The organism is Mesorhizobium mediterraneum (assembly GCF_002284565.1).
Taxonomy (GTDB): domain Bacteria; phylum Pseudomonadota; class Alphaproteobacteria; order Rhizobiales; family Rhizobiaceae; genus Mesorhizobium; species Mesorhizobium mediterraneum.
Genome location: NZ_NPKI01000020.1, coordinates 22,593 through 40,248, shown reverse-complemented (window position 1 = coordinate 40,248; position 17,656 = coordinate 22,593). Strand labels below are relative to the sequence as shown.

The following is a 17,656-nucleotide window of genomic DNA, read 5'->3' as shown; positions in this document are numbered from 1 at the left end:
CCAAAGAAATGAACAGCGCGGCCCGCATCGAAGCCTTTCTGGAAATGATGAGCGCCGAGCGGGGCGCAGCCGAAAACACGCTTTCCAGCTATCGCCGCGACCTCGAAGACGCTTCGGCCGAGATCGGCGGCGGGCTTGCGGGCGCCGCAGCCGCCGATATTCGCGCCTATCTCGACGATATCGCCGCACGCGGTTTTGCCGCCACCTCGCAGGCACGCAAACTGTCGGCGATCCGCCAGTTCTTTAAATTCCTTTACGCTGAAGGCCTGCGCGGCGACGACCCGACCGGAACCCTGGACAGCCCGAAGAAAGGCCGGCCGCTGCCGAAGACGATGAGCGAGGCCGATACCGGCCGGCTGATCGACCGTGCGGCGCAAGAGGCAGCTGACGCCTCGCTGAACGACGGCGACAGCCTGGCGGCGCTGCGTCTGCATGCACTGGTCGAGGTGCTCTACGCCACCGGCCTGCGCGTTTCCGAACTGGTCGGCCTGCCGGTGACGGTGGCGCTGCGCGACGATCGTTTCTTCATGGTGCGTGGCAAGGGCGACAAGGAACGAATGGTGCCGCTGTCGGCAAAGGCGCGCATGGCGATGCGGACCTGGCTCTCTGCCCGGACCAAGGTGCCGGCTTTCGCAGATAGCCCGTTCCTGTTTCCGGCAGCAAGCGACAGCGGCTATCTCTCCAGGCAGGTCTTCGCCCGCGACCTGAAGGGCCTTGCAGCGCGGGCCGGCATCGCCTCGGCGAAAATATCGCCGCATGTGCTGCGCCATGCTTTCGCCAGCCATCTCCTGCAGAACGGCGCCGACCTCAGGGCCGTGCAGCAGTTGCTTGGCCATGCCGATATTTCAACGACGCAGATTTACACGCATGTGCTGGAGGAGCGGCTGGTGCGGCTGGTCAACGATCATCATCCGCTTGCCGACTAGGCGTCATATCGCTATGTGAGGACCACGTTCCATCGCCCGGAGCCTCTGTTTCCTGGGTTCCGCCAGTCATTGCCTCCCGGTCTATCGGTCCGCTCAAGAATGTACAATTACCTCGATTTCGAAAAGCCGGTCGCCGATCTCGAGGGCAAGATCCTCGAGCTGAAGAAACTCGCCGAGAATGGCGAGGCGGTCGATGTCGGCGATGAGATCAGCCGTCTTGAGAAGCGTTCGCGCGACGCCCTGCGCGACGCCTACAAGGCGCTGACCCCGTGGCAGAAGGTGCAGGTGGCGCGCCATCCGGACAGGCCGCATTGCATCGACTACATCAAAGGCCTGTTCAACGATTTCACGCCGCTTGCCGGCGACCGCAATTTCGGCGAGGATCAGGCGATCGTCGGCGGCTTTGCCCGCTTTCGTGGCGAGCCGGTGGCGATCATCGGCCAGGAAAAAGGTTCGGACACGGCCAGCCGGCTGAAGCACAATTTCGGCTCGGTGCGACCGGAAGGCTACCGCAAGGCGGTGCGGCTGATGGAACTCGCCGACCGTTTCAACATCCCGTTGCTGACGCTGGTCGACACGGCCGGCGCCTATCCCGGCGTCAACGCCGAGGAGCGTGGCCAAGCGGAAGCCATTGCCCGCTCGACATCGGCCTGTCTCGGCCTGAAGGTGCCGTCGATCTCGGTGGTCATCGGCGAAGGCGGCTCAGGCGGTGCCATCGCGATCGCCACCGCCAACCGCGTCTACATGCTCGAGCACGCCATCTATTCGGTGATCTCGCCGGAAGGCGCCGCATCGATCCTGTGGCGCGACACCACCCGCTCGAAGGATGCAGCGACCAACATGAAGATCACCGCCCAGGATCTGCTGGAGCTGAAGATCATCGACGCCATCATTCCCGAACCGCTGGGCGGCGCCCATCGTGGCCCGGAAGCGGTCATCGCCGCCACCGGCGACCTCATCGCCAAGACGATGAAGGAATTCTCCGGCGCCAACACCGATTTTCGTGAGCAGCGCCGCGAGAAATACCTGGCTATGGGGCGAAACCTTTAGCAAGACGAGGTTCGGCGCCGCAATGTGGCGAGATTGAGCACGTCCGCCACAAAAATGCCGCGGCATTCGGTTCAATCAAATTGCCGTAAGGGGATGCGCCCGGCGCTTGCGGTAAGGAATTTTCAAGGTTAACGGGCTTAGGGTTGGGCCTGGCGGCGCTGATGCCTGCGGTCCGAAAGAAAAGACATAGCCATACCCATGTTTGCCAAGCTCGCCCGCACCGGACTTCTGATTGCCGCGATAGGGGTCGCCGGCTGCAATGATTCTTCGATGAAGGATTTTGCCCCCCAGGCCAACAAGCCGCTGCCCGACAAGATCCTGGCCGGCATGAAGGCCAAGGGCATGACCCGCACCTCGCCGGTGATGGCCCGCATCTTCAAGGAAGAGGGCAAGCTCGAAATCTGGAAGGCCAAGACCAACGGCCGCTACGACTTGGTCGCCAGCTACGACATATGCAAATGGTCGGGCAAGCTGGGTCCCAAATTCACCGAAGGCGACCGCCAGGCGCCGGAAGGCTTCTATACGGTCCGTCCGGCGCAGATGAATCCGCGGTCGAGCTACCACCTTGCCTTCAACATCGGCTATCCCAACGCCTACGACCGCGCCAATGGCCGCACCGGTTCTCATCTGATGGTCCATGGCGCCTGCTCGTCGTCGGGCTGCTATTCGATGACCGACGCGCAGATCGAGCAAATCTACGCCTTCGGCCGCGATGCGTTCCAGGGCGGGCAGACCGAATTCCAGATCCAGGCCTTTCCGTTCCGCATGACCGCCGCCAACATGGCGCGTTATCGCAAGGATCCGAACTACGAATTCTGGAAGATGCTGAAGGTCGGCTACGACAATTTCGAGATCACCAAGGTGCCGCCGAAGGTCGACGTCTGCGAGAAGCGCTACGTCTTCAACCAGGTCGCGGCCGACGGCGCGACATTCGATCCGGCCGGCGCCTGCCCCACGACGACGCAGCCGGATTCGTTGAAGAGCGCCTTCAATGCCTACCAGAGCACCTACGAAGCGGCTTTCAACGGCGCGGTCAAAGCCAGCGTGCCGGCCCCCAAGCCAACCATCGCCGGCATCAAGGAAGCCAGCATCGTTTCCGAGTGGTCGAAAAAGCGCGCCCGTGGCGAACGCGTGCCGATCGAGCCGCCGTCGTTCAACGCCGACGGCTCGGTGACAGAGACGGCGCGCATGGGCCGCATCGATTCGCCGGCCGGCCGGAAGATGGCCGCGCTGGATGCGGAGAAAGCCGCCAAGCAGAAGGCCGAAGAGCAAAGGCTTGCCGCCATAGAGGCGGCCAAAGCCGAGAAAGAGGCGGCCAAGGCTCAGGCTCTGGCCGAAACGGAAGCGGCCAAGATTAATTCGCTGGCCGAAGAGGGGGATGCCGTGGCCGCGGCCGAAGCGCCTGTCGCCACCGCGACAATCGCGTCGCCCCAAGCTGCCGCCCCGGCCGAAACGCAGGCGGCCAATGCCGATCAAAGCAGGGTGACAAAGCTGAAGAACAAACTGCTCGGCATGTTCGGCGGCTGAGGTTCTCGCGCTTGGCCAAGCCTACTTCCGTCTATGACCTCAAGGGCCTGAACTGCCCCCTGCCTGTGCTGAAAGCAAAAAAGCGGCTGGCTGCGATGCGGCCGGGCAGCAGGCTCTGGCTGGAAACCACTGACCCGCTGGCCGTCATCGATATTCCTGCTTTCTGCACCGATGCCGGCCATCGCTTGGTCGAAACGGCAGCGGTTTCGGGCGCCCATCGCTTTCTAGTCGAGCGCGGCGAGCAGTCGCTAGACCATGATCCCGAAAAGTGGAATCCGGTTTTCGGAAAAGATCGTGGTTAACCAATAGGTTAAAATCAACGCCCGGCGATGGCCAGCGGGTTGTTTTCCAGCGCTGCGCGGTCGGGTGTGTCTATCGACGGCCGGTTGGTGAAGGCGGCAAACAGCCGGCGGACATAGTCCTCCGGCATGTCGAGCGTGATCAGCACCAGCCTTGTGCCGCGTTGGCCGTCCGGCCAGGACGGCAGCCGCGCCGGCGGATGCAGGATCTTCTGCACGCCGTGGACGACCAGCGGCCGCGCCGGGTCTTCCAGCAACTCGATGACGCCCTTCATGCGCAGCAGGCGCTCGCCATGCGCCGATCGCAACAGGTCGAGGAACATCTCGATCGCCGAAAACGGCACCGGCCCGTCATGAACGAGCGAGTAGGAGCGCACGCGGGAATCGTGCCGATGGTCGCTATCGTGGTCATGGCCATGGTCGTCGTGGTCATGGTCGCCATGGTGGTGATCATGGGCGGCTTCCTCGCCGAGCCAGCGTTGCACCTCGGCGGACTTGGTGGCTGGGTTGTAGAGGCCGCAATCGAACAGCGCCGCTACATCGGTCCTTTTGTCACCGGCCTCGAGCAGTTCGGCACCCGGATTGATCTGCCGCAGCCGGGCCCGCAAGGTCTCGACGTCGCGCGGATCGGTGACCAGATCGGCTTTCGTCAGCACGATGCGGTCGGCGACGGCCACCTGCTTCACCGCCTCGACATGGGCGTCCAGCGTCGCATTGGCGTTGACCGCGTCGACCAGCGTGATGACGCCGTCGAGCCGAAAGGCCTGGACCAGCGCCGGATGCGCCATGATCGACTGCAGCACCGGCGCCGGATCGGCGAGGCCGGTGGTTTCGATGACGACGCGGGCAAGCCGGGCGATACGGCCGGTCTGCAGCCGGTCGACGAGATCAGCCAGCGTGTCGACCAGCTCACCGCGCACCGTGCAGCAGAGACAGCCGTCGGAGAGCTGGATGATGCCGTCGGAGGCCTGTTCGACCAGGAGATGGTCGATTGCCACCTCGCCGAACTCGTTGATGATGACGGCGGTATCGGCGAGTGCTGGATCCCTGAGCAGCCGGTTGAGCAGCGTCGTCTTGCCGGCGCCGAGAAAGCCGGTCAGCACCGAGACAGGGATTGGGAAGCCGCTGCTCATCAGGCTAGTTCAAGGCCTTGGCGGGCTGGCCGCCTTTGGCCGCCGTGGCGGAACCGATAACTGTGGGCTCGGCACCGGGCGGCGTCGGCAGGTCGGGGCGCCAGCTCGGCAACGGCACGTCGGCATATTCCCGGCCCGATGTATCGAGCATCGCCTTCGGCTTCGGCCCGGTGGCGCCGCCAAGGCCGACGGCGACCAATGTCGGCACATGGTCGAGCTTTTCCCGATAGGGCGATTTTGGCGCATCCTTATCGCCGACGGGGACGGCAGCTTCCGACTGCTCCTTAGCCGGCTTCTTCTTGCAAAGCTCGTCACGCAGGTCATTGACCGATGTCGTGTCGCCATAGGCAGGCAGCGCCGCGACCGTGACCCAGTTCGGCTCTTGCGCCGTGAAGCCCTGGTCGAGCAGTCTCGCCGTGGTCTCGGCGCGGGTGATGGTCGACTGTTCGCCAAGCACGACGGCGACCAGCGTGCGGCCGTTTCGCGTTGCCGAGCCAATCATGTTGAAGCCCGAGGGGCAGACGAAGCCCGTCTTCATGCCGTCGGCGCCCGGATAGCGGCCGATCAGAAGATTGTAGTTCGAGATCTGCTTCTTGCCGACGGCGAGGCCCTCGATCGAGAACCATGGGGCATATTGCGGGAATTCCGTGCGGATCGCCATCACCAGCAAACCGAGGTCGCGCGCCGTCGTATACTGGTCCGGCGAAAAGAGCCCGTTCGGATTGACGAAATGCGATCCGGTCATGCCGAGCCGGCGTGCCTCGGTGTTCATGCGTTCGGCAAAAGCGGCTTGCGAACCGCCGATGTTCTCGCCGACGGCCATGGCGACGTCATTGGCCGATTTGACCAGCATCATCTTCAGCGCATTGTCGAGCCGCATGACCGAGCCCGGCTTGAAGCCCATCTTGCTTGGCGGCTCGCCAGCGGAACGCTTCGTGACCTTGATCGGCGAATCGAGCCGGACCTCGCCCGCGGCAATCGCACGAAATGCCACATAGGCGGTCATCAGCTTGGTCAGCGAGGCAGGATACCAGCGCTTGAAAGCCTCCTGATGCTGGAGGATCTTGCCATTCTCCAGGTCGAACACGATCGTCGGATTGGCGAGAGCCGGCCCGGCCAGCAGCGGAAGCGCCACCGCGCCCGCCAGCAATAGTCTAGGGAAATGCCTGTACCGCATGTGAAATCCGAAATCGCCTCTTGCCGCAGTCGCCTCTGGCTCCGTAAGATTTGTTACGCGATCGCCAGCATAGTGATCCGGCCCTCTATCCGGATCCCGATCTTGCGGTGCTATTTACCCTATGTGACGTCAAGATGGCAAAGTGCCTGAATGACAATTGTAAAACAGTAGGCACAATTGCAAAAGCAGCAGGCAGAACCCGTCTGCTCCAACAGCGAGATGGAACCATCATGCCGATCCTGAACCGCGCCGCCGAAATGCAAGACGAGGTCGCCGGCTGGCGCCGCCATCTGCACCAGACGCCAGAGCTGAATTTCGACGTCTTCAAGACCGCCGCTTTCGTCACCGAGAAGCTGAAGGCCTTCGGTTGCGACGACGTGGTGACCGGGCTCGGCAAGACAGGCGTCGTCGGCATTATCCGCGGCCGCCTGGGCGAAGGCACGACCATCGGCCTGCGCGCCGACATGGACGCGCTGCCGCTCAATGAGATCACCGGAAAACCCTATGCCTCGACCGTTCCGGGCAAGATGCACGCCTGCGGCCATGACGGCCACACCGCGATGCTGTTGGGTGCTGCCAAATATCTTGCCGAGACGCGCAATTTCGCTGGCTCCGTCGCGGTGATCTTCCAGCCGGCCGAAGAAGGCGGTGGCGGCGGCAACGAGATGGTCAAGGATGGGATGATGGAGCGCTTCGACATCTCCAAGGTGTTCGGCATGCACAACATGCCGGGCCTACCGGTCGGCCAGTTCGCCATCAAGCCGGGCCCGATCATGGCGGCCACCGCCGAATTCACCATCACCGTCAAGGGCCGGGGCGGGCATGCGGCGATGCCGCACGGCACGATCGACCCGATCGTCATCACCAGCCAGCTCGTCGGTGCTCTGCAGACGATCGCCTCGCGCAGCACCGATCCGGTCGAAGCTGTCGTGGTATCGGTAACGAAATTCCACGCCGGCGACGCCTACAACATCATTCCCGAGAGCGCCGAGATCGCCGGCACCGTGCGCACGCTGAAGAAGGAGGTCGCCAGGAAGGCGGAAGAGCGCGTGCGCGCCATCTGCGAGGGAGTAGGCGCGGCCTTCGGCGCAACGATCGAGGTCGATTACAAAGCCAATTATCCGGTCACCTTCAACCATGCTGAAGAGACGGTCTTTGCCAGTGACGTCGCGGCTGATATCGCCGGCGACGCCCATGTGCACCGAGCCATCCAGCCGGTGATGGGCGGCGAGGATTTCTCTTATATGCTGGAGGCGCGGCCGGGCGCCTTCATCTTCATCGGCAATGGCGACACCGCGGGTCTGCACAACCCGGCCTACGACTTCAACGACGAGGTCATCCCGCACGGCATGAGCTATTGGGTGAAGCTGGCGGAGACGGCGCTGGCCGCCTGATGAATGTGCCTGAGCCCGTCCTCGGCTTGACCTGAGGGTGCGCTGCGATTTTGAGATGGCGACAAGGCCATCGAGCTCAGGACGTGGCGATGCTCCGATCGTCACTTCCGACCGGACGGCTTCCGCGCAAGACCGAAGGCAATGCCTAGCGCAATGCCGATCCCGATGCCTGCAATGATGTTGTCCAACGCGACGCCGATTGCCACGCCGATCACAACACCGAGTGTGATGTGTTTGGCATCTATCATGCCGGGTCATGTAGAGTGGAAGGGGAGAGCCGCAACCGCAGGCCATCCGTCGGCTACCAACCGGTGTTGCCTGGATCACTACGGGCCGCTCTTCGAGTCGTCGACCTTCAGCGCCTCCATGACGGGCGCCAGATCACTCTCTTCGACTGGGTCTGTAGCCTGCGGCTGTTCGCCTGTCCGGGCCTTGTGCAGAGCTTTCTCAATGGCCTCTTCGATGTCGCCGATCTCGTCTTCGCGTACCTCGTGACCATAGCCGGCCGCGTCGGCATCTTGCTCGAATTGCTGCACCAGGACGGCCACGCTCACTTCGCTCTCGGCGGGCAGATCGCCGACGTTCTCCCGGAGCCAGGTTTCAAAGAACTCTTTTGTGGCGCTCATGCGGTATCTCCTTCGGCACACTAAATCGCAGCGGTGGTCCGAAGTTCCGCCATCCCCAGGTTATCTTTGCGATCCACTCGCAACCGGCCGATTGCATCGAGCCCGCCTCTTGGCGAAACGGTCCGAAGCGGTTATGTGTCGGGCCGCGTGGTCCCGTAGCTCAGTAGGATAGAGCGGCAGATTCCTAATCTGTAGGTCACAGGTTCGATTCCTGTCGGGATCACCAATAAAATCAAGTGCTTACTTATCGATTTTGCTGGTGGTCATGTCGCATCATGTTGCAACTGGCTACCGTTGATTTCCAAGGGTTTCGTGCGACTATCGGCAAGTCCGTGCGACATGGATGCGACATGGGGGGTCCAAATGCCGATTAGTCAAAACTTCGTAGTGAAGCAGTTGCAGGCATGCCAGGCCGGCGAGCTGGTCCGAGGCTGAGGAGAGGATGACGCTGCCAGATTCCATACTGGGTTTCATTGGACTGCTAACGGCCTACGGCGCTGGTGTCGCAGGTGGCATCTATGGCTTCTTTAAGCTTTTCGGCGAGCAATGGATGGCGGCGAGGTTCTCAAGGCAACTGGAGGCGTTCAAGGGCGAGCAAGAGCGCGAGATGGAACGTCTCCGGTATCGAATAAGCCGGCTCTTCGACCGAGCCACGAAGCTACATCAGAGCGAATTTGAGGCGGTGCCCGAGCTCTGGAAGCTGCTAGTTATCGCCCACAATTTTGTGGTCGTGCTTGTTTCACCTATCCAATCGTACCCAGACGTCCAGAGAATGAATGCGGCGCATCTGGACGAATTCCTCGCTGAAAGCCCTCTCCTCAAATGGCAAAAGGAGGAGGTTCGCCGTGCAGACGAGAAGAACAAGGTCTATCAGAGTCACATATTCTGGCATCGCTACAATCAGACGAACGAAGCGCTAAGGGAATTTTCTCTGTATTCGGCAACGAAAGGAATATTTCTGCAGCCCGAGCTACATGCAAAGTTTGACGAGATCGAAGGCTTGATGCGTCGCGCCCTGGTCGAGGGCCAAATGAACCATGAGCACGAGTTGCGGGTTCGTGACGCACAGACCAAGCTAGATACCCGCGGTAAGGAATTGCTCGACCAGATTAAAGCTGATGTCAGAGGGCGGATTTGGTCAACCGGGGAGACAGCTTGAATAGACGCGCTAGGTAGCGGGCGCCATGACACCATTCTGGGGCTCGTTGGCACCAGCGCCACCCTCCACACTTGCTCCTGCTGCTCGGCCGGCAATCTTGTTGAAGCAGGCGCCTATCGTATAACGTCGTGTCGTGGGCACTGATCCTGACGGCGATAGTCATTCTCTGTGGTCTGATTGCGCTTAAGGCGTACAAGTGAACAGAGCCCCGCCAGCGCGCGTTTCGGCTGGCCGCAGTCCTACGCCGCCGAAGCGGCCCCGCGTCCTGGCGCGCGCTTGTGCCTGCGCTGCGATGGTGATTTGCTGCCGCTAAACAGGGAGGGCACATAATGGGCGAAGACACCCCTAACAACATCTTTCAGTTTCCTGGAAGGAAGGTCGGCGGCGACGATGGCGACGGCGGCGACGTTTCATCGGTAAAGCCTGGCGCATTCATTGACCAGTACGGGCCAAGCCTTTTCAGACCTATTGCCGACATCGACGATGCGTCGCTCAGCACCATGCTCTACGAGTTTAAGCAGCATCGCGCGCTCGCTGACTGTCTTGTGGATTTGATGCAAAACGAGTTGGACCACCGGGCGCGTACACGTTGACAGTGCGAGTCGATCGATTTTGGCTGACTGCGCGAGGGAAAAGATGGACATACCCGGCACAATTGCAGCGGTGGGATCTGCGCTTTCAATCGTCAAGGAAATTCGCGCGATCGATACGCAGATCGACCAAGCGACGCTGAAGCTGAAGATTGCCGAACTGACGTCAGCCCTGGCCGACGCCAAACTGGGCCTGGTCGATGTGGCCCAGTTGCTCCATGAGAAAGCCGCTCAGATCACCAAGCTGACTGCGCTGGTCAAATACAGGGCGGAGAACCTCGTGGACCAGAATGGGTTCCGCTACGAAGCGAAAGACGGCAAGGCATTCGGACCGCCATACTGCCCCGTCTGCGAGGCGAAAGGCATTTTTCTTAAGCTTGCCCAGAACCGTGCGCTCCCTGGTATTCCTTACGTCTGTCCAAGCTGCAAAGCGAACTACGGCCCCACCGGAATCTACGCAAAGGACAGTGCTTAGGCGATATCCTGCGGCTCCCGTACACGCTGGCCAACGCAGGTCGATCAATGTTCGAATGGTTTCGCGAAGCCCGCCATTCCAGCCAGGCGCGCTCTGCGGCAGCCCTGTAGCCAGGAGGCATAGTCTGCCAATCCGCCGGCGCCTTCCTCATGCACCATTGAGCCGGCCTGTAACCCCAATGCTCGATCCCGACGAGCTCGGATCCGTCGAACCAAGCGCTGGTGTTCAGCTTCGCGAAATGCAGGATCTTCGCTTGCCACCACACGCGTTCGATCTCGTATTCGCCTACGCCCTCGGCCCATCGAGTTCAGCCTCGGCCTGGGCGTTCGGTAAGCTCGCTGTCTCGCATTCAGACTCCGGCACTTTCGAGCGCTCGACCCCTGTAGCGTTTCGCTGTTTGGTGGAGTTCATTTGCTGCCCGCGATGCTGATTGCAGTGGTAGCAGGCGGCGGCGAGGTTTTTGAGATCGTCCGTACCGCCTTTCATCTTGGCCTTCTTGTGTTCGATGGTCATACGAGTTGGTCCGGTCTTGGTGAAATCGCGCCTGCAGTAGCAGCATTTCCCGCCCTGACGTCTGTCAAGCTCGCGTCGCACAAAAGCTCGGTACTGTGGATCTCTCAGCGTCGGCATGTTCCCCCCGCAAAAAGGGACCATGGCAACTAAGGAACGTCAATCCGTATATTTGCCGGTGCTTGTACGAAACGATCGTCACTGCAGTGAATGCGACATAGACGCGACATGGGCCGAGCAAAGCCTTTCGCTACAAGGCTTGCAGGAAGTTTCCTAATCTGTAGGTCACAGGTTCGATTCCTGTCGGGATCACCATAGTTTTCAACTACTTTGCGACCAATCGCCGTACTTTTTTGCTAATTAAGTGCGACGAATTTCATAGGCTTTCAGACTTTGGGCGCGCATGCCCCAAGTACGAGTGGAGAAATGCCGGCCGCAGAAGCGCAGGACGCCCTTGCGCGACATGGCGGACTAGCATGGAAGCCCAGGAGAACATCTACAACACCTGGGCCTCCTCAAGCTGGTTCGCATGGCTATTGAACAGACCTGCCGGCCGGCGTGCTGCCGAGCGCGGAAGCCGTGCTACTGCCCTAAGGCCGCGAGTCTGTCCACGAAGGCGAAGCCCTTGCCAAAGCCATCATTGAGACGGTTGAAAGGCTGGCCCGATGATTCGCCTTGAATCAGTGCCGCGATGAGGAGCGAGCAATCGAGCTCCTCCGGAAACGAAACATTTAAGTCACTCTGAGTCGCCATACGAAGCGACCTCAATCTTGCTGTCTTCGCGGCGCGTTCGGCGCGCTCAGCCTCAGCCATCACCTTCGCGGAGCGCCTAACTGTGCTATTTCCCAGCCAACACATCTATTCGATCCAGTAGAATTCCGATGCCCCGGTCATGCCCTGACTCATTGAGATTGTCGCCGTTCATTGTGATGAAGCCGCTTCGATCGGTGACGCTAAGATCCGCGTTGCCGCCAGGCGCGGGCCGATCGCCTTGGAAAGTGTGATGCGCGTTGACGAATATCCACGCTATGAGGAGGAACAGCGACGAGCCGAACACCTCTTTGTTGTAAGGAACCAAAACGGACAACGCGATCGGGACTAGCCAGAAACCGAGAATCCCCAGAATTCCGCCAATGATGATAAATCCCAGCACCCGAAAACGGTCTTGGGCGTCATTGAACGGAACCTACTGTCCATCGACCTCAACACTGGCGTCTGACGCGAGCCGACGTATATCGGCGGATGACCGGAATGAGGGCAGCCCTTTGCAGGGGCGAAGCTTGCGCGCTAGTATCTGCGAAACGGGAGGGGGACTAATGCCACGAATTGAGCGAGTAGAGACCCGCAAGCGCGGATTTCTGGCCTTCAACGTGTTGATGGGCATCATCGAGCGCACCATCGACTAGCTATGACTGCAAGACGCTCCGGCGACGTTCTCTCGACTGTGTGCGCAATAGCGATGTTGTGGGAGCACCACTTTGTTCATTGACTACTACGAACTCCTGGAAATCAGCCCGAACGCCAACTCGGAAACGATAGAACGGGTATTTCGTTATTTTGCTATGCGCTACCATCCCGACAATCAGGATACCGGCGATGCATCACGCTTCAGTGAAATCGCGGAGGCCCATAATACTCTCAAAGAACCTCTCAAGCGCGTGCAGTACGACATTCAGTATAAAGACAATTTGAAACTTCGCCGCGAGTTGATTGAGGAAGTCAGCAACACTAAAGGAATCGAACGGGACGGCGTCATTCAAGCCAAACTGCTCTCGCTACTTTATGTCAAACGCCGACAAGACGTCAACAATCCTGGCATTGGCGATGAAGAACTCGAACGCATGTCGGGCTGTCCGCGTGAACATCTGGAGTTTCATCTCTGGTATCTAAAAGCAAAAGGCTGGATAGGAAGGGTCGAAAACGGGATGTTCGCGATTACCGTAGAAGGCATCGATCGCGCCAATACCGAACATCGTCGTGACACCTCCACCAGACTACTGAATCATACAGGCTGAAGAGTGGAAGCTCGCGTGCCAGTGCCCCTTGGATTAGCCCTTAGGAGCCCCACCAGCGCGCGTTCCGGCTGGCCGCTCTCAGCGCCTCGCGCACGCCGGCGCTTCTCGCTGGCCTGAATGAGGCGCTGCAAAGCCCTAGCCTGAGCTCCGGCCTGGAATCGCTCTATCGCCGCCAGCTTTTCCTCCTCGCGCGCCAATCGGTAGACGTCGAGCAAAGGCTGCCAGTCGGCCGGCTTCTTCCGCATACACCATTGAGGCTGGCGATATCCCCAGTGCTCGATGCCGACGAGATCGGAACCGTCGAACCAGCATGAAACGTTCAGCTTGGGAAAGTGCAAGACCCTTGCCGCCCACCAGATCTTATCGATGGCGCTCTCGCCGGTGCCTTCCGCCCAGGGCGTCCAGCCGCGGCCTGAAAGTTCCGCACGACATATTGGCCTGACGCCGTTGCCCGACAAGATGCTCTATCTCGATCCTGACTAGGTGGCGCCGGAAACGATCAGCGGGCTGCCTTGACCACTCGAAATGGTAGCAGCATTGGCACTCGCCGTTCGTATTCCTGGTATTCGGGGAACGCGGCGCGCAGCACGCGCTCTTCGTTCACGGCCCGCCGGAACTGAAGCATAAACCAGCAGGCACCGACCGCAACCGACGAGATCGACCAGTTGGCGATCATAACACCGCTCATTGTGATCGCCTCCGCAACATAAAGCGGGTGTCTGACGATGCTATAGGGGCCGGCGATCACGAGCTTTCGAGCTGTCGCCATCACAGAAAATGACCGTCCAAGCCAAAGCAGGCAGTAGGCTGAAAGGATCGTGCCTACCACGATCATCGCGGTTCCAAACAGTCGAACTTCTGTTGGAACGGTTCCGACCGGGAGTACGATCAGCAAGGACATCACAAAGGTTCCCGCGATCGAGACTATGCGCGGTGCAAGGCCCGGCGCGCTGGCCTTGGCCGGTAGCCTCACCAGCGTGAAAAAGAGCGACATAGCCATGAAGATCAAGGCAGCGATCCGAGAGATCAATATTAGCGACCATCCTTCGAGACTCTCGCGTGCATTGAATATGCCGCCAATTGTACCTGTTTCCAGCACCATCAGCGCCGAGAAAATAGCCAGGATGGCGGCCCGGCCGGCGAAGTCTTCAATTCGACTGGTCATGATTCAGCTCCGCCATTTGCAAGTCTGATGCGATGGGCGGCCTTTTAGGCCTGGTGAACGGATAGGCGAGTTGTCGAAAATAGGCATCTGGCACCGGCTCGTCGGTCCCGTATTTCGTCGGCATCGCTTCGGGCATGTACATCGTGCCGAATATCGCATCGATGATAGAAAGCTGGCCGGCGAAATTCTTGTCGATGGCCGCTGGCTCGTTAGCATGGTGCCAATGATGAAATAGCGGTGAGGCGACCACCCACTTGAACGGCCCAAACCCGATCCTGATGTTCGAGTGAATCAGTAGTGCCTGCCATTGGTAGATCAGCCCAGCGATGATGATTGGCCAGACCGAGAAGCCGAGAGCGTAGATCGGCAAGAGCGACGTCGCCTTGACGAAGAGCTGGTCGAGGGGATGAACACGGTGGGCAGCCAGGGCGTCCAGTTCTTCGATGCTGTGGTGGATCGCGTGAAAACGCCAAAGGAACGGCACAGAGTGGAGCGTCCTGTGGGCGACGTAGAAACCCACGTCCGAGATAACGATCACCTCGATCGTCTGGAGCCATATGGGCTGCGCCCGCACCGTCTCCCCGATGATACTCGGCACGGCTGAATCGATGGCCATCATGCAGGCGCCGACAAAGATCAGAAATCCGATCTTGAACAGCAGTCCGGTCACCAGCAGGTGAAGGAGGTCGGTTACGAACGCCCGTCGCAGGTACCGTCGCCCCTCATGCAGCGGCACCAGATGCTCCAGCGGAACGAAGATCATAAAAACGATCAGAATCGCTTTCAGATCGATTATCTCGAACATTATTGAAGCCCACCACCACCTGCTCTGCATTCAACCATCAACCGATCTGCCCGGCAAGCCGATGGTTTCCGAACGGTTAACGGTCGTCTCGCATTTAATCCGCAACCTGCCCGCGAGGGCGGAAGGCCATGCTCGTTCAGCTAAAAGCCTTTGCTCAGGGCGGCAGCACGGCGCTGCTGAAGGCGATCGCCGCGGCCGATCTCGATCGCGCCGGGATCAACACGACTTCGCGCCTCTGCCACTTCATGGCACAGATGCTTGTCGAAAGCGGCGGCTTTCGCAGCGTCGAGGAAAACCTGCGCTATTCGGCCAAGCGGCTCACGCAGGTATGGCCGAACCGTTTTCCGACGCTGGCCTCCGTGTGGCGAGCGGTCCGGCCGGCCATCTTGTGGCCATCACAAGATGCCGCGGCAAGTAACTACCGGAACAGATATTTTGATACCTCTGGATTGCCTCGTCGCCACATGACATTATCCAGAAAGTAGTGGTGCACGTTGATAAATATCCACGCTATGAAGAGGAACAGCGACGAGCCGAGCACCTCTTTATTATAAGGAACCAAAGCAGACAAAGCGATCGGGACTAGCCAGAAACCGAGAATCCCAAGAATACTACCAATGATGATAAAGCCCAGCACTCGCAGCCTATACATCGGGCCAATAATGGACAGGACCTTGAATTCGGGTTCTATAACAGCATCTGAACGGTCGCGCTCTACATTGGTCTGATAACGCCAGACCACCGCCAGGTACTGCAACGAATGGAGCGCCGGCACCACAAGCAACCAGAGTGGGTTTATCCTCACAAATAGAATCCAAGCGTATAGAGACACGACGTAAGCGACAACGCCGTTGTACGGTAGCGTGCCGCCATGCTTGCGCCAGCGATTGATCAACATCACGACCGTGGCCGCCGTGGAAGCAACGGCGGCCAATGCAGCAATATTGGTGACCCATGAGGGGGCGGCAAATGTGTAGTAGTCCAAGTCCCAGAATTGCCTTTCGGTGATCACCGCGTTTGTCTGAAGCCAAGCAAACAGCCATACAGCATAGCCGTTGAACAGCAGCACTTTCTTGTCTTGCTCGTTGAAGAACTTGCGCTTCAATACGGCGTCCACCATCAGCATGCCGTAGCCTTGCTTGACATAGTGCCAGCCCACAAAAAAGGCCATCGCATTGCTTGCATATCCGAGCAGGCGGGCATTCCCCGCTGTTGAAGCGTAAGCAAAAAAACCGCCCATGATCAGCGGGACGACAATGCCCGCGAAGATGTAACGGACCTGGAGGTTCTTATCATATCCGTCTCCGCGCACCTTCCGCCCAAAATTACGATAGAAAAGTTGATACGAGTGGGCAAAGTGCGGATGGTTTATCAGATTGGCCAGCAAGAGCATTGCCGCCGCCACAAGACCTTCGTACTCAAGCGGCACAAAGAACAAGACCGGCAAGATCAGAAGCGCACTCCCGCCAAGCATGAGAAAGTCGGTGAACGGGCCAAAAAGATACTTTCGTGGTGCCGCCGCTACGGGAGCCGGAGCATCTGCTGAAAGACTCATTTAACCACCGACCTGGTCTCTCGCCAAGATCATCATTTTCGAACAGCTCGCGTGAACGGTGTCTGGGCGTCATTCATTGTGGAACCTAGCTGCTCGTCGAGCTGCTGCGACAATTCCGGTCTGGTCAGGTTGCCGGACCGGCATGGGACATCAAGGTGACGTAGACCTGAAATGCTATCGTGCAGATCGCCGCGACTGCGATCGGCACGCCAAACGGCACAACGCCTTTGCGGTCCAGGTGCTGGACGTACAGGCGGAAAGCGCCCGCGGGCAGCATGAACGGATTTTTCACGATCAGCGCCGTGGCGAGGGCGAAAAGGAGCAGCAGCACGGAAAACACCAGGAGGCCGCTGCCGCCGATCAGAAACGGCACCACCGCCATCAGCTTGACATCGCCGGCCCCGACCTTGCGCAAGGCCCAGAACGGAAAGAGCGCAACAAACAGCAAAAGCCCGGCAAGCGCGCTCAGGCCCATGTCCCACCACGAACCGGATTGCACCGACAGGAGCTGCAGCGAGCCCAAACCCAGGCAAAGCAGCAGCAGCACATTCTGGTTGGATATCTTTTGGGTGGTGAAGTCGAGCCAGGCGATCCTCGCCAGCAAAGGAATGGCTAGCCCCTTCAGCAGCACCGATGCGGCGAGCAACATGCTGTCGCCTTACCGCTCTAGATTCTTCACGCTGGACGACAGGAGCTGCAGATTGTTGGCCACGGTCGGATCGTTGGGCGCCAGTTCATAAGCCTTGAGGAAATTGCTGCGCGCGTCCTGCAGCTTGCCGCGCAGCAGATAGGAATAGCCGACATTGTTGTAATATTCGGGCGTCCCGCCGACCAGCCGGAAGGCCTGGCGATAGGCCAGGTCGGAGAGGTCGAAGCGGCGGATGCGATCGCTAGAGGCGGCCAGACCCATCCAGGCACCACCATCATTGGGCGCCAGTTGCGTCGCCTTGTAGAACAGAGCACCGGCATTGCCGTAGTTTTCCGCACGGAACTGGTTCTTGGCTTCGGCAACAGCCTGGTCCGAGGCATAATATTCGACGTCGCTCACCGTCTTCAGCCCGTCGAAGGCATCGCCAAAGGCTGTCACATCACCTTTTGAGGGCTCGTTGGTGCGGACGACGCCGCTGGTATCAGCTGTCTGACAGCCGGAAAGCACGATGAGCAGCAGACTGGCTACGGCCGCGAGGCGCATTGGCCCTGTCATATCGTCCCCCAAAAGAGTTCTCCGACTCTGCATCTCGACCCAAGCA

General features: G+C 59.7%; 22 protein-coding genes and 1 tRNA gene. 11 read left to right on the top strand and 12 right to left on the bottom strand.

Features of this window, described 5'->3' with window-relative positions; translation table 11 throughout:
* The first annotated feature begins 8 nt into the window (after positions 1-8).
* The 4 genes from CIT25_RS18115 to CIT25_RS18100 all read left to right on the top strand — a co-directional run bounded on the left by CIT25_RS18115 (position 9) and on the right by CIT25_RS18100 (position 3,805).
* The gene (locus CIT25_RS18115; RefSeq protein ID WP_095485923.1) at positions 9-926 is read left to right on the top strand and encodes a site-specific tyrosine recombinase XerD; all 918 of its coding nucleotides are present in this window, start codon (positions 9-11) and stop codon (positions 924-926) included.
* Between the two features lie 99 nt (positions 927-1,025).
* Positions 1,026-1,976: an acetyl-CoA carboxylase carboxyltransferase subunit alpha gene (locus tag CIT25_RS18110; protein ID WP_095485922.1), complete on the top strand. Its 951-nt coding sequence runs from the start codon at positions 1,026-1,028 to the stop codon at positions 1,974-1,976.
* 198 nt (positions 1,977-2,174) lie between these two features.
* A complete protein-coding gene (locus CIT25_RS18105) occupies positions 2,175-3,503 on the top strand; it encodes a L,D-transpeptidase family protein (RefSeq protein ID WP_095485921.1) in 1,329 nt (442 codons plus the stop codon).
* 11 nt (positions 3,504-3,514) lie between these two features.
* Complete coding sequence (locus tag CIT25_RS18100) at positions 3,515-3,805, top strand: sulfurtransferase TusA family protein (protein WP_095485920.1); 291 nt, start codon at positions 3,515-3,517, stop codon at positions 3,803-3,805.
* Positions 3,806-3,819: 14 nt separating this feature from the next.
* Here CIT25_RS18100 and CIT25_RS18095 read toward each other — a convergent pair whose 3' ends face one another.
* Positions 3,820-4,935 (bottom strand): CobW family GTP-binding protein, encoded by a 1,116-nt coding sequence (locus tag CIT25_RS18095; RefSeq protein ID WP_095485919.1) that lies wholly within the window; start codon positions 4,933-4,935, stop codon positions 3,820-3,822.
* 4 nt (positions 4,936-4,939) lie between these two features.
* A complete protein-coding gene (locus CIT25_RS18090; protein WP_095485918.1) occupies positions 4,940-6,112 on the bottom strand; it encodes a D-alanyl-D-alanine carboxypeptidase family protein in 1,173 nt (390 codons plus the stop codon).
* Between the two features lie 230 nt (positions 6,113-6,342).
* Between CIT25_RS18090 and CIT25_RS18085 the strand changes: the two genes are divergently transcribed.
* Entirely contained in the window at positions 6,343-7,506 is a 1,164-nt protein-coding gene (locus tag CIT25_RS18085; RefSeq protein ID WP_095485917.1) for a M20 aminoacylase family protein, read from the top strand.
* Between the two features lie 101 nt (positions 7,507-7,607).
* Here the strand turns inward: CIT25_RS18085 and CIT25_RS36875 are convergent, their stop codons facing one another.
* Together CIT25_RS36875 and CIT25_RS18080 are read right to left on the bottom strand one after the other, a co-directional pair.
* Positions 7,608-7,754, bottom strand: a complete 147-nt coding sequence (locus CIT25_RS36875; protein ID WP_164547102.1) for a glycine zipper domain-containing protein — start codon at positions 7,752-7,754, stop codon at positions 7,608-7,610.
* 78 nt (positions 7,755-7,832) lie between these two features.
* Entirely contained in the window at positions 7,833-8,132 is a 300-nt protein-coding gene (locus tag CIT25_RS18080) for a DUF768 domain-containing protein (RefSeq protein ID WP_095485916.1), read from the bottom strand.
* Between the two features lie 149 nt (positions 8,133-8,281).
* Here CIT25_RS18080 and CIT25_RS18075 point away from each other — a divergent pair.
* The 4 genes from CIT25_RS18075 to CIT25_RS18060 all read left to right on the top strand — a co-directional run bounded on the left by CIT25_RS18075 (position 8,282) and on the right by CIT25_RS18060 (position 10,356).
* A tRNA-Arg gene (locus tag CIT25_RS18075) sits at positions 8,282-8,358 on the top strand.
* Positions 8,359-8,574: 216 nt separating this feature from the next.
* Positions 8,575-9,291, top strand: coding sequence for a hypothetical protein (locus CIT25_RS18070; RefSeq protein ID WP_095485915.1), 717 nt, complete (start codon positions 8,575-8,577; stop codon positions 9,289-9,291).
* Positions 9,292-9,620: 329 nt separating this feature from the next.
* On the top strand, positions 9,621-9,884 hold the full coding sequence (locus CIT25_RS18065; RefSeq protein WP_095485914.1) for a hypothetical protein: 264 nt from the start codon (positions 9,621-9,623) through the stop codon (positions 9,882-9,884).
* Between the two features lie 43 nt (positions 9,885-9,927).
* The gene (locus tag CIT25_RS18060) at positions 9,928-10,356 is read left to right on the top strand and encodes a hypothetical protein (protein ID WP_095485913.1); all 429 of its coding nucleotides are present in this window, start codon (positions 9,928-9,930) and stop codon (positions 10,354-10,356) included.
* Positions 10,357-10,641: 285 nt separating this feature from the next.
* On the opposite strand, the gene CIT25_RS18055 is transcribed toward CIT25_RS18060, so the two are convergent.
* From CIT25_RS18055 to CIT25_RS35860, 3 genes are all read right to left on the bottom strand, one after another.
* A complete protein-coding gene (locus CIT25_RS18055) occupies positions 10,642-10,986 on the bottom strand; it encodes an HNH endonuclease (protein ID WP_158302584.1) in 345 nt (114 codons plus the stop codon).
* A gap of 462 nt (positions 10,987-11,448) precedes the next feature.
* The gene (locus CIT25_RS36310; protein ID WP_158302583.1) at positions 11,449-11,679 is read right to left on the bottom strand and encodes a hypothetical protein; all 231 of its coding nucleotides are present in this window, start codon (positions 11,677-11,679) and stop codon (positions 11,449-11,451) included.
* Positions 11,680-11,704: 25 nt separating this feature from the next.
* Positions 11,705-12,019 (bottom strand): hypothetical protein, encoded by a 315-nt coding sequence (locus CIT25_RS35860; RefSeq protein ID WP_101954511.1) that lies wholly within the window; start codon positions 12,017-12,019, stop codon positions 11,705-11,707.
* 325 nt (positions 12,020-12,344) lie between these two features.
* Between CIT25_RS35860 and CIT25_RS18040 the strand changes: the two genes are divergently transcribed.
* The gene (locus CIT25_RS18040; RefSeq protein ID WP_095485910.1) at positions 12,345-12,881 is read left to right on the top strand and encodes a DnaJ domain-containing protein; all 537 of its coding nucleotides are present in this window, start codon (positions 12,345-12,347) and stop codon (positions 12,879-12,881) included.
* Between the two features lie 499 nt (positions 12,882-13,380).
* On the opposite strand, the gene CIT25_RS18025 is transcribed toward CIT25_RS18040, so the two are convergent.
* Entirely contained in the window at positions 13,381-14,046 is a 666-nt protein-coding gene (locus CIT25_RS18025; protein ID WP_095485907.1) for a methyltransferase family protein, read from the bottom strand.
* Positions 14,030-14,851, bottom strand: a complete 822-nt coding sequence (locus CIT25_RS18020) for a sterol desaturase family protein (RefSeq protein WP_095485906.1) — start codon at positions 14,849-14,851, stop codon at positions 14,030-14,032. Before CIT25_RS18020 ends, CIT25_RS18025 begins: the two co-directional genes overlap by 17 nt.
* Before the next feature lie 128 nt (positions 14,852-14,979).
* Between CIT25_RS18020 and CIT25_RS37145 the strand changes: the two genes are divergently transcribed.
* Entirely contained in the window at positions 14,980-15,336 is a 357-nt protein-coding gene (locus CIT25_RS37145) for a hypothetical protein (protein WP_206072957.1), read from the top strand.
* On the opposite strand, the gene CIT25_RS18015 is transcribed toward CIT25_RS37145, so the two are convergent.
* The 3 genes from CIT25_RS18015 to CIT25_RS18005 form a co-directional block, all read right to left on the bottom strand.
* Entirely contained in the window at positions 15,270-16,406 is a 1,137-nt protein-coding gene (locus CIT25_RS18015) for a hypothetical protein (RefSeq protein WP_095485905.1), read from the bottom strand. The two genes, CIT25_RS37145 and CIT25_RS18015, sit on opposite strands and share 67 nt — an antisense overlap.
* Positions 16,407-16,530: 124 nt before the next feature.
* A complete protein-coding gene (locus tag CIT25_RS18010) occupies positions 16,531-17,055 on the bottom strand; it encodes a prepilin peptidase (protein ID WP_095485904.1) in 525 nt (174 codons plus the stop codon).
* A gap of 9 nt (positions 17,056-17,064) precedes the next feature.
* Entirely contained in the window at positions 17,065-17,610 is a 546-nt protein-coding gene (locus CIT25_RS18005) for a tetratricopeptide repeat protein (RefSeq protein ID WP_167391072.1), read from the bottom strand.
* Between the last annotated feature and the right edge of the window lie 46 nt (positions 17,611-17,656).

Coding starts and splice junctions, on each gene's coding strand:
- CIT25_RS18085 (WP_095485917.1), top strand. CDS start 6,343: ATGCCGATCCTGAACCGCGCCGCCGAAATGCAAGACGAGGTCGCCGGC.
- CIT25_RS36875 (WP_164547102.1), bottom strand. CDS start 7,754: ATGATAGATGCCAAACACATCACACTCGGTGTTGTGATCGGCGTGGCA.
- CIT25_RS18010 (WP_095485904.1), bottom strand. CDS start 17,055: ATGTTGCTCGCCGCATCGGTGCTGCTGAAGGGGCTAGCCATTCCTTTG.
- CIT25_RS18115 (WP_095485923.1), top strand. CDS start 9: ATGAACAGCGCGGCCCGCATCGAAGCCTTTCTGGAAATGATGAGCGCC.
- CIT25_RS18095 (WP_095485919.1), bottom strand. CDS start 4,935: ATGAGCAGCGGCTTCCCAATCCCTGTCTCGGTGCTGACCGGCTTTCTC.
- CIT25_RS18015 (WP_095485905.1), bottom strand. CDS start 16,406: ATGAGTCTTTCAGCAGATGCTCCGGCTCCCGTAGCGGCGGCACCACGA.
- CIT25_RS37145 (WP_206072957.1), top strand. CDS start 14,980: ATGCTCGTTCAGCTAAAAGCCTTTGCTCAGGGCGGCAGCACGGCGCTG.
- CIT25_RS18065 (WP_095485914.1), top strand. CDS start 9,621: ATGGGCGAAGACACCCCTAACAACATCTTTCAGTTTCCTGGAAGGAAG.
- CIT25_RS18055 (WP_158302584.1), bottom strand. CDS start 10,986: ATGCCGACGCTGAGAGATCCACAGTACCGAGCTTTTGTGCGACGCGAG.
- CIT25_RS18060 (WP_095485913.1), top strand. CDS start 9,928: ATGGACATACCCGGCACAATTGCAGCGGTGGGATCTGCGCTTTCAATC.
- CIT25_RS18025 (WP_095485907.1), bottom strand. CDS start 14,046: ATGACCAGTCGAATTGAAGACTTCGCCGGCCGGGCCGCCATCCTGGCT.
- CIT25_RS18070 (WP_095485915.1), top strand. CDS start 8,575: ATGACGCTGCCAGATTCCATACTGGGTTTCATTGGACTGCTAACGGCC.
- CIT25_RS36310 (WP_158302583.1), bottom strand. CDS start 11,679: ATGGCTGAGGCTGAGCGCGCCGAACGCGCCGCGAAGACAGCAAGATTG.
- CIT25_RS18020 (WP_095485906.1), bottom strand. CDS start 14,851: ATGTTCGAGATAATCGATCTGAAAGCGATTCTGATCGTTTTTATGATC.
- CIT25_RS18090 (WP_095485918.1), bottom strand. CDS start 6,112: ATGCGGTACAGGCATTTCCCTAGACTATTGCTGGCGGGCGCGGTGGCG.
- CIT25_RS18080 (WP_095485916.1), bottom strand. CDS start 8,132: ATGAGCGCCACAAAAGAGTTCTTTGAAACCTGGCTCCGGGAGAACGTC.
- CIT25_RS18110 (WP_095485922.1), top strand. CDS start 1,026: ATGTACAATTACCTCGATTTCGAAAAGCCGGTCGCCGATCTCGAGGGC.
- CIT25_RS18105 (WP_095485921.1), top strand. CDS start 2,175: ATGTTTGCCAAGCTCGCCCGCACCGGACTTCTGATTGCCGCGATAGGG.
- CIT25_RS18005 (WP_167391072.1), bottom strand. CDS start 17,610: ATGACAGGGCCAATGCGCCTCGCGGCCGTAGCCAGTCTGCTGCTCATC.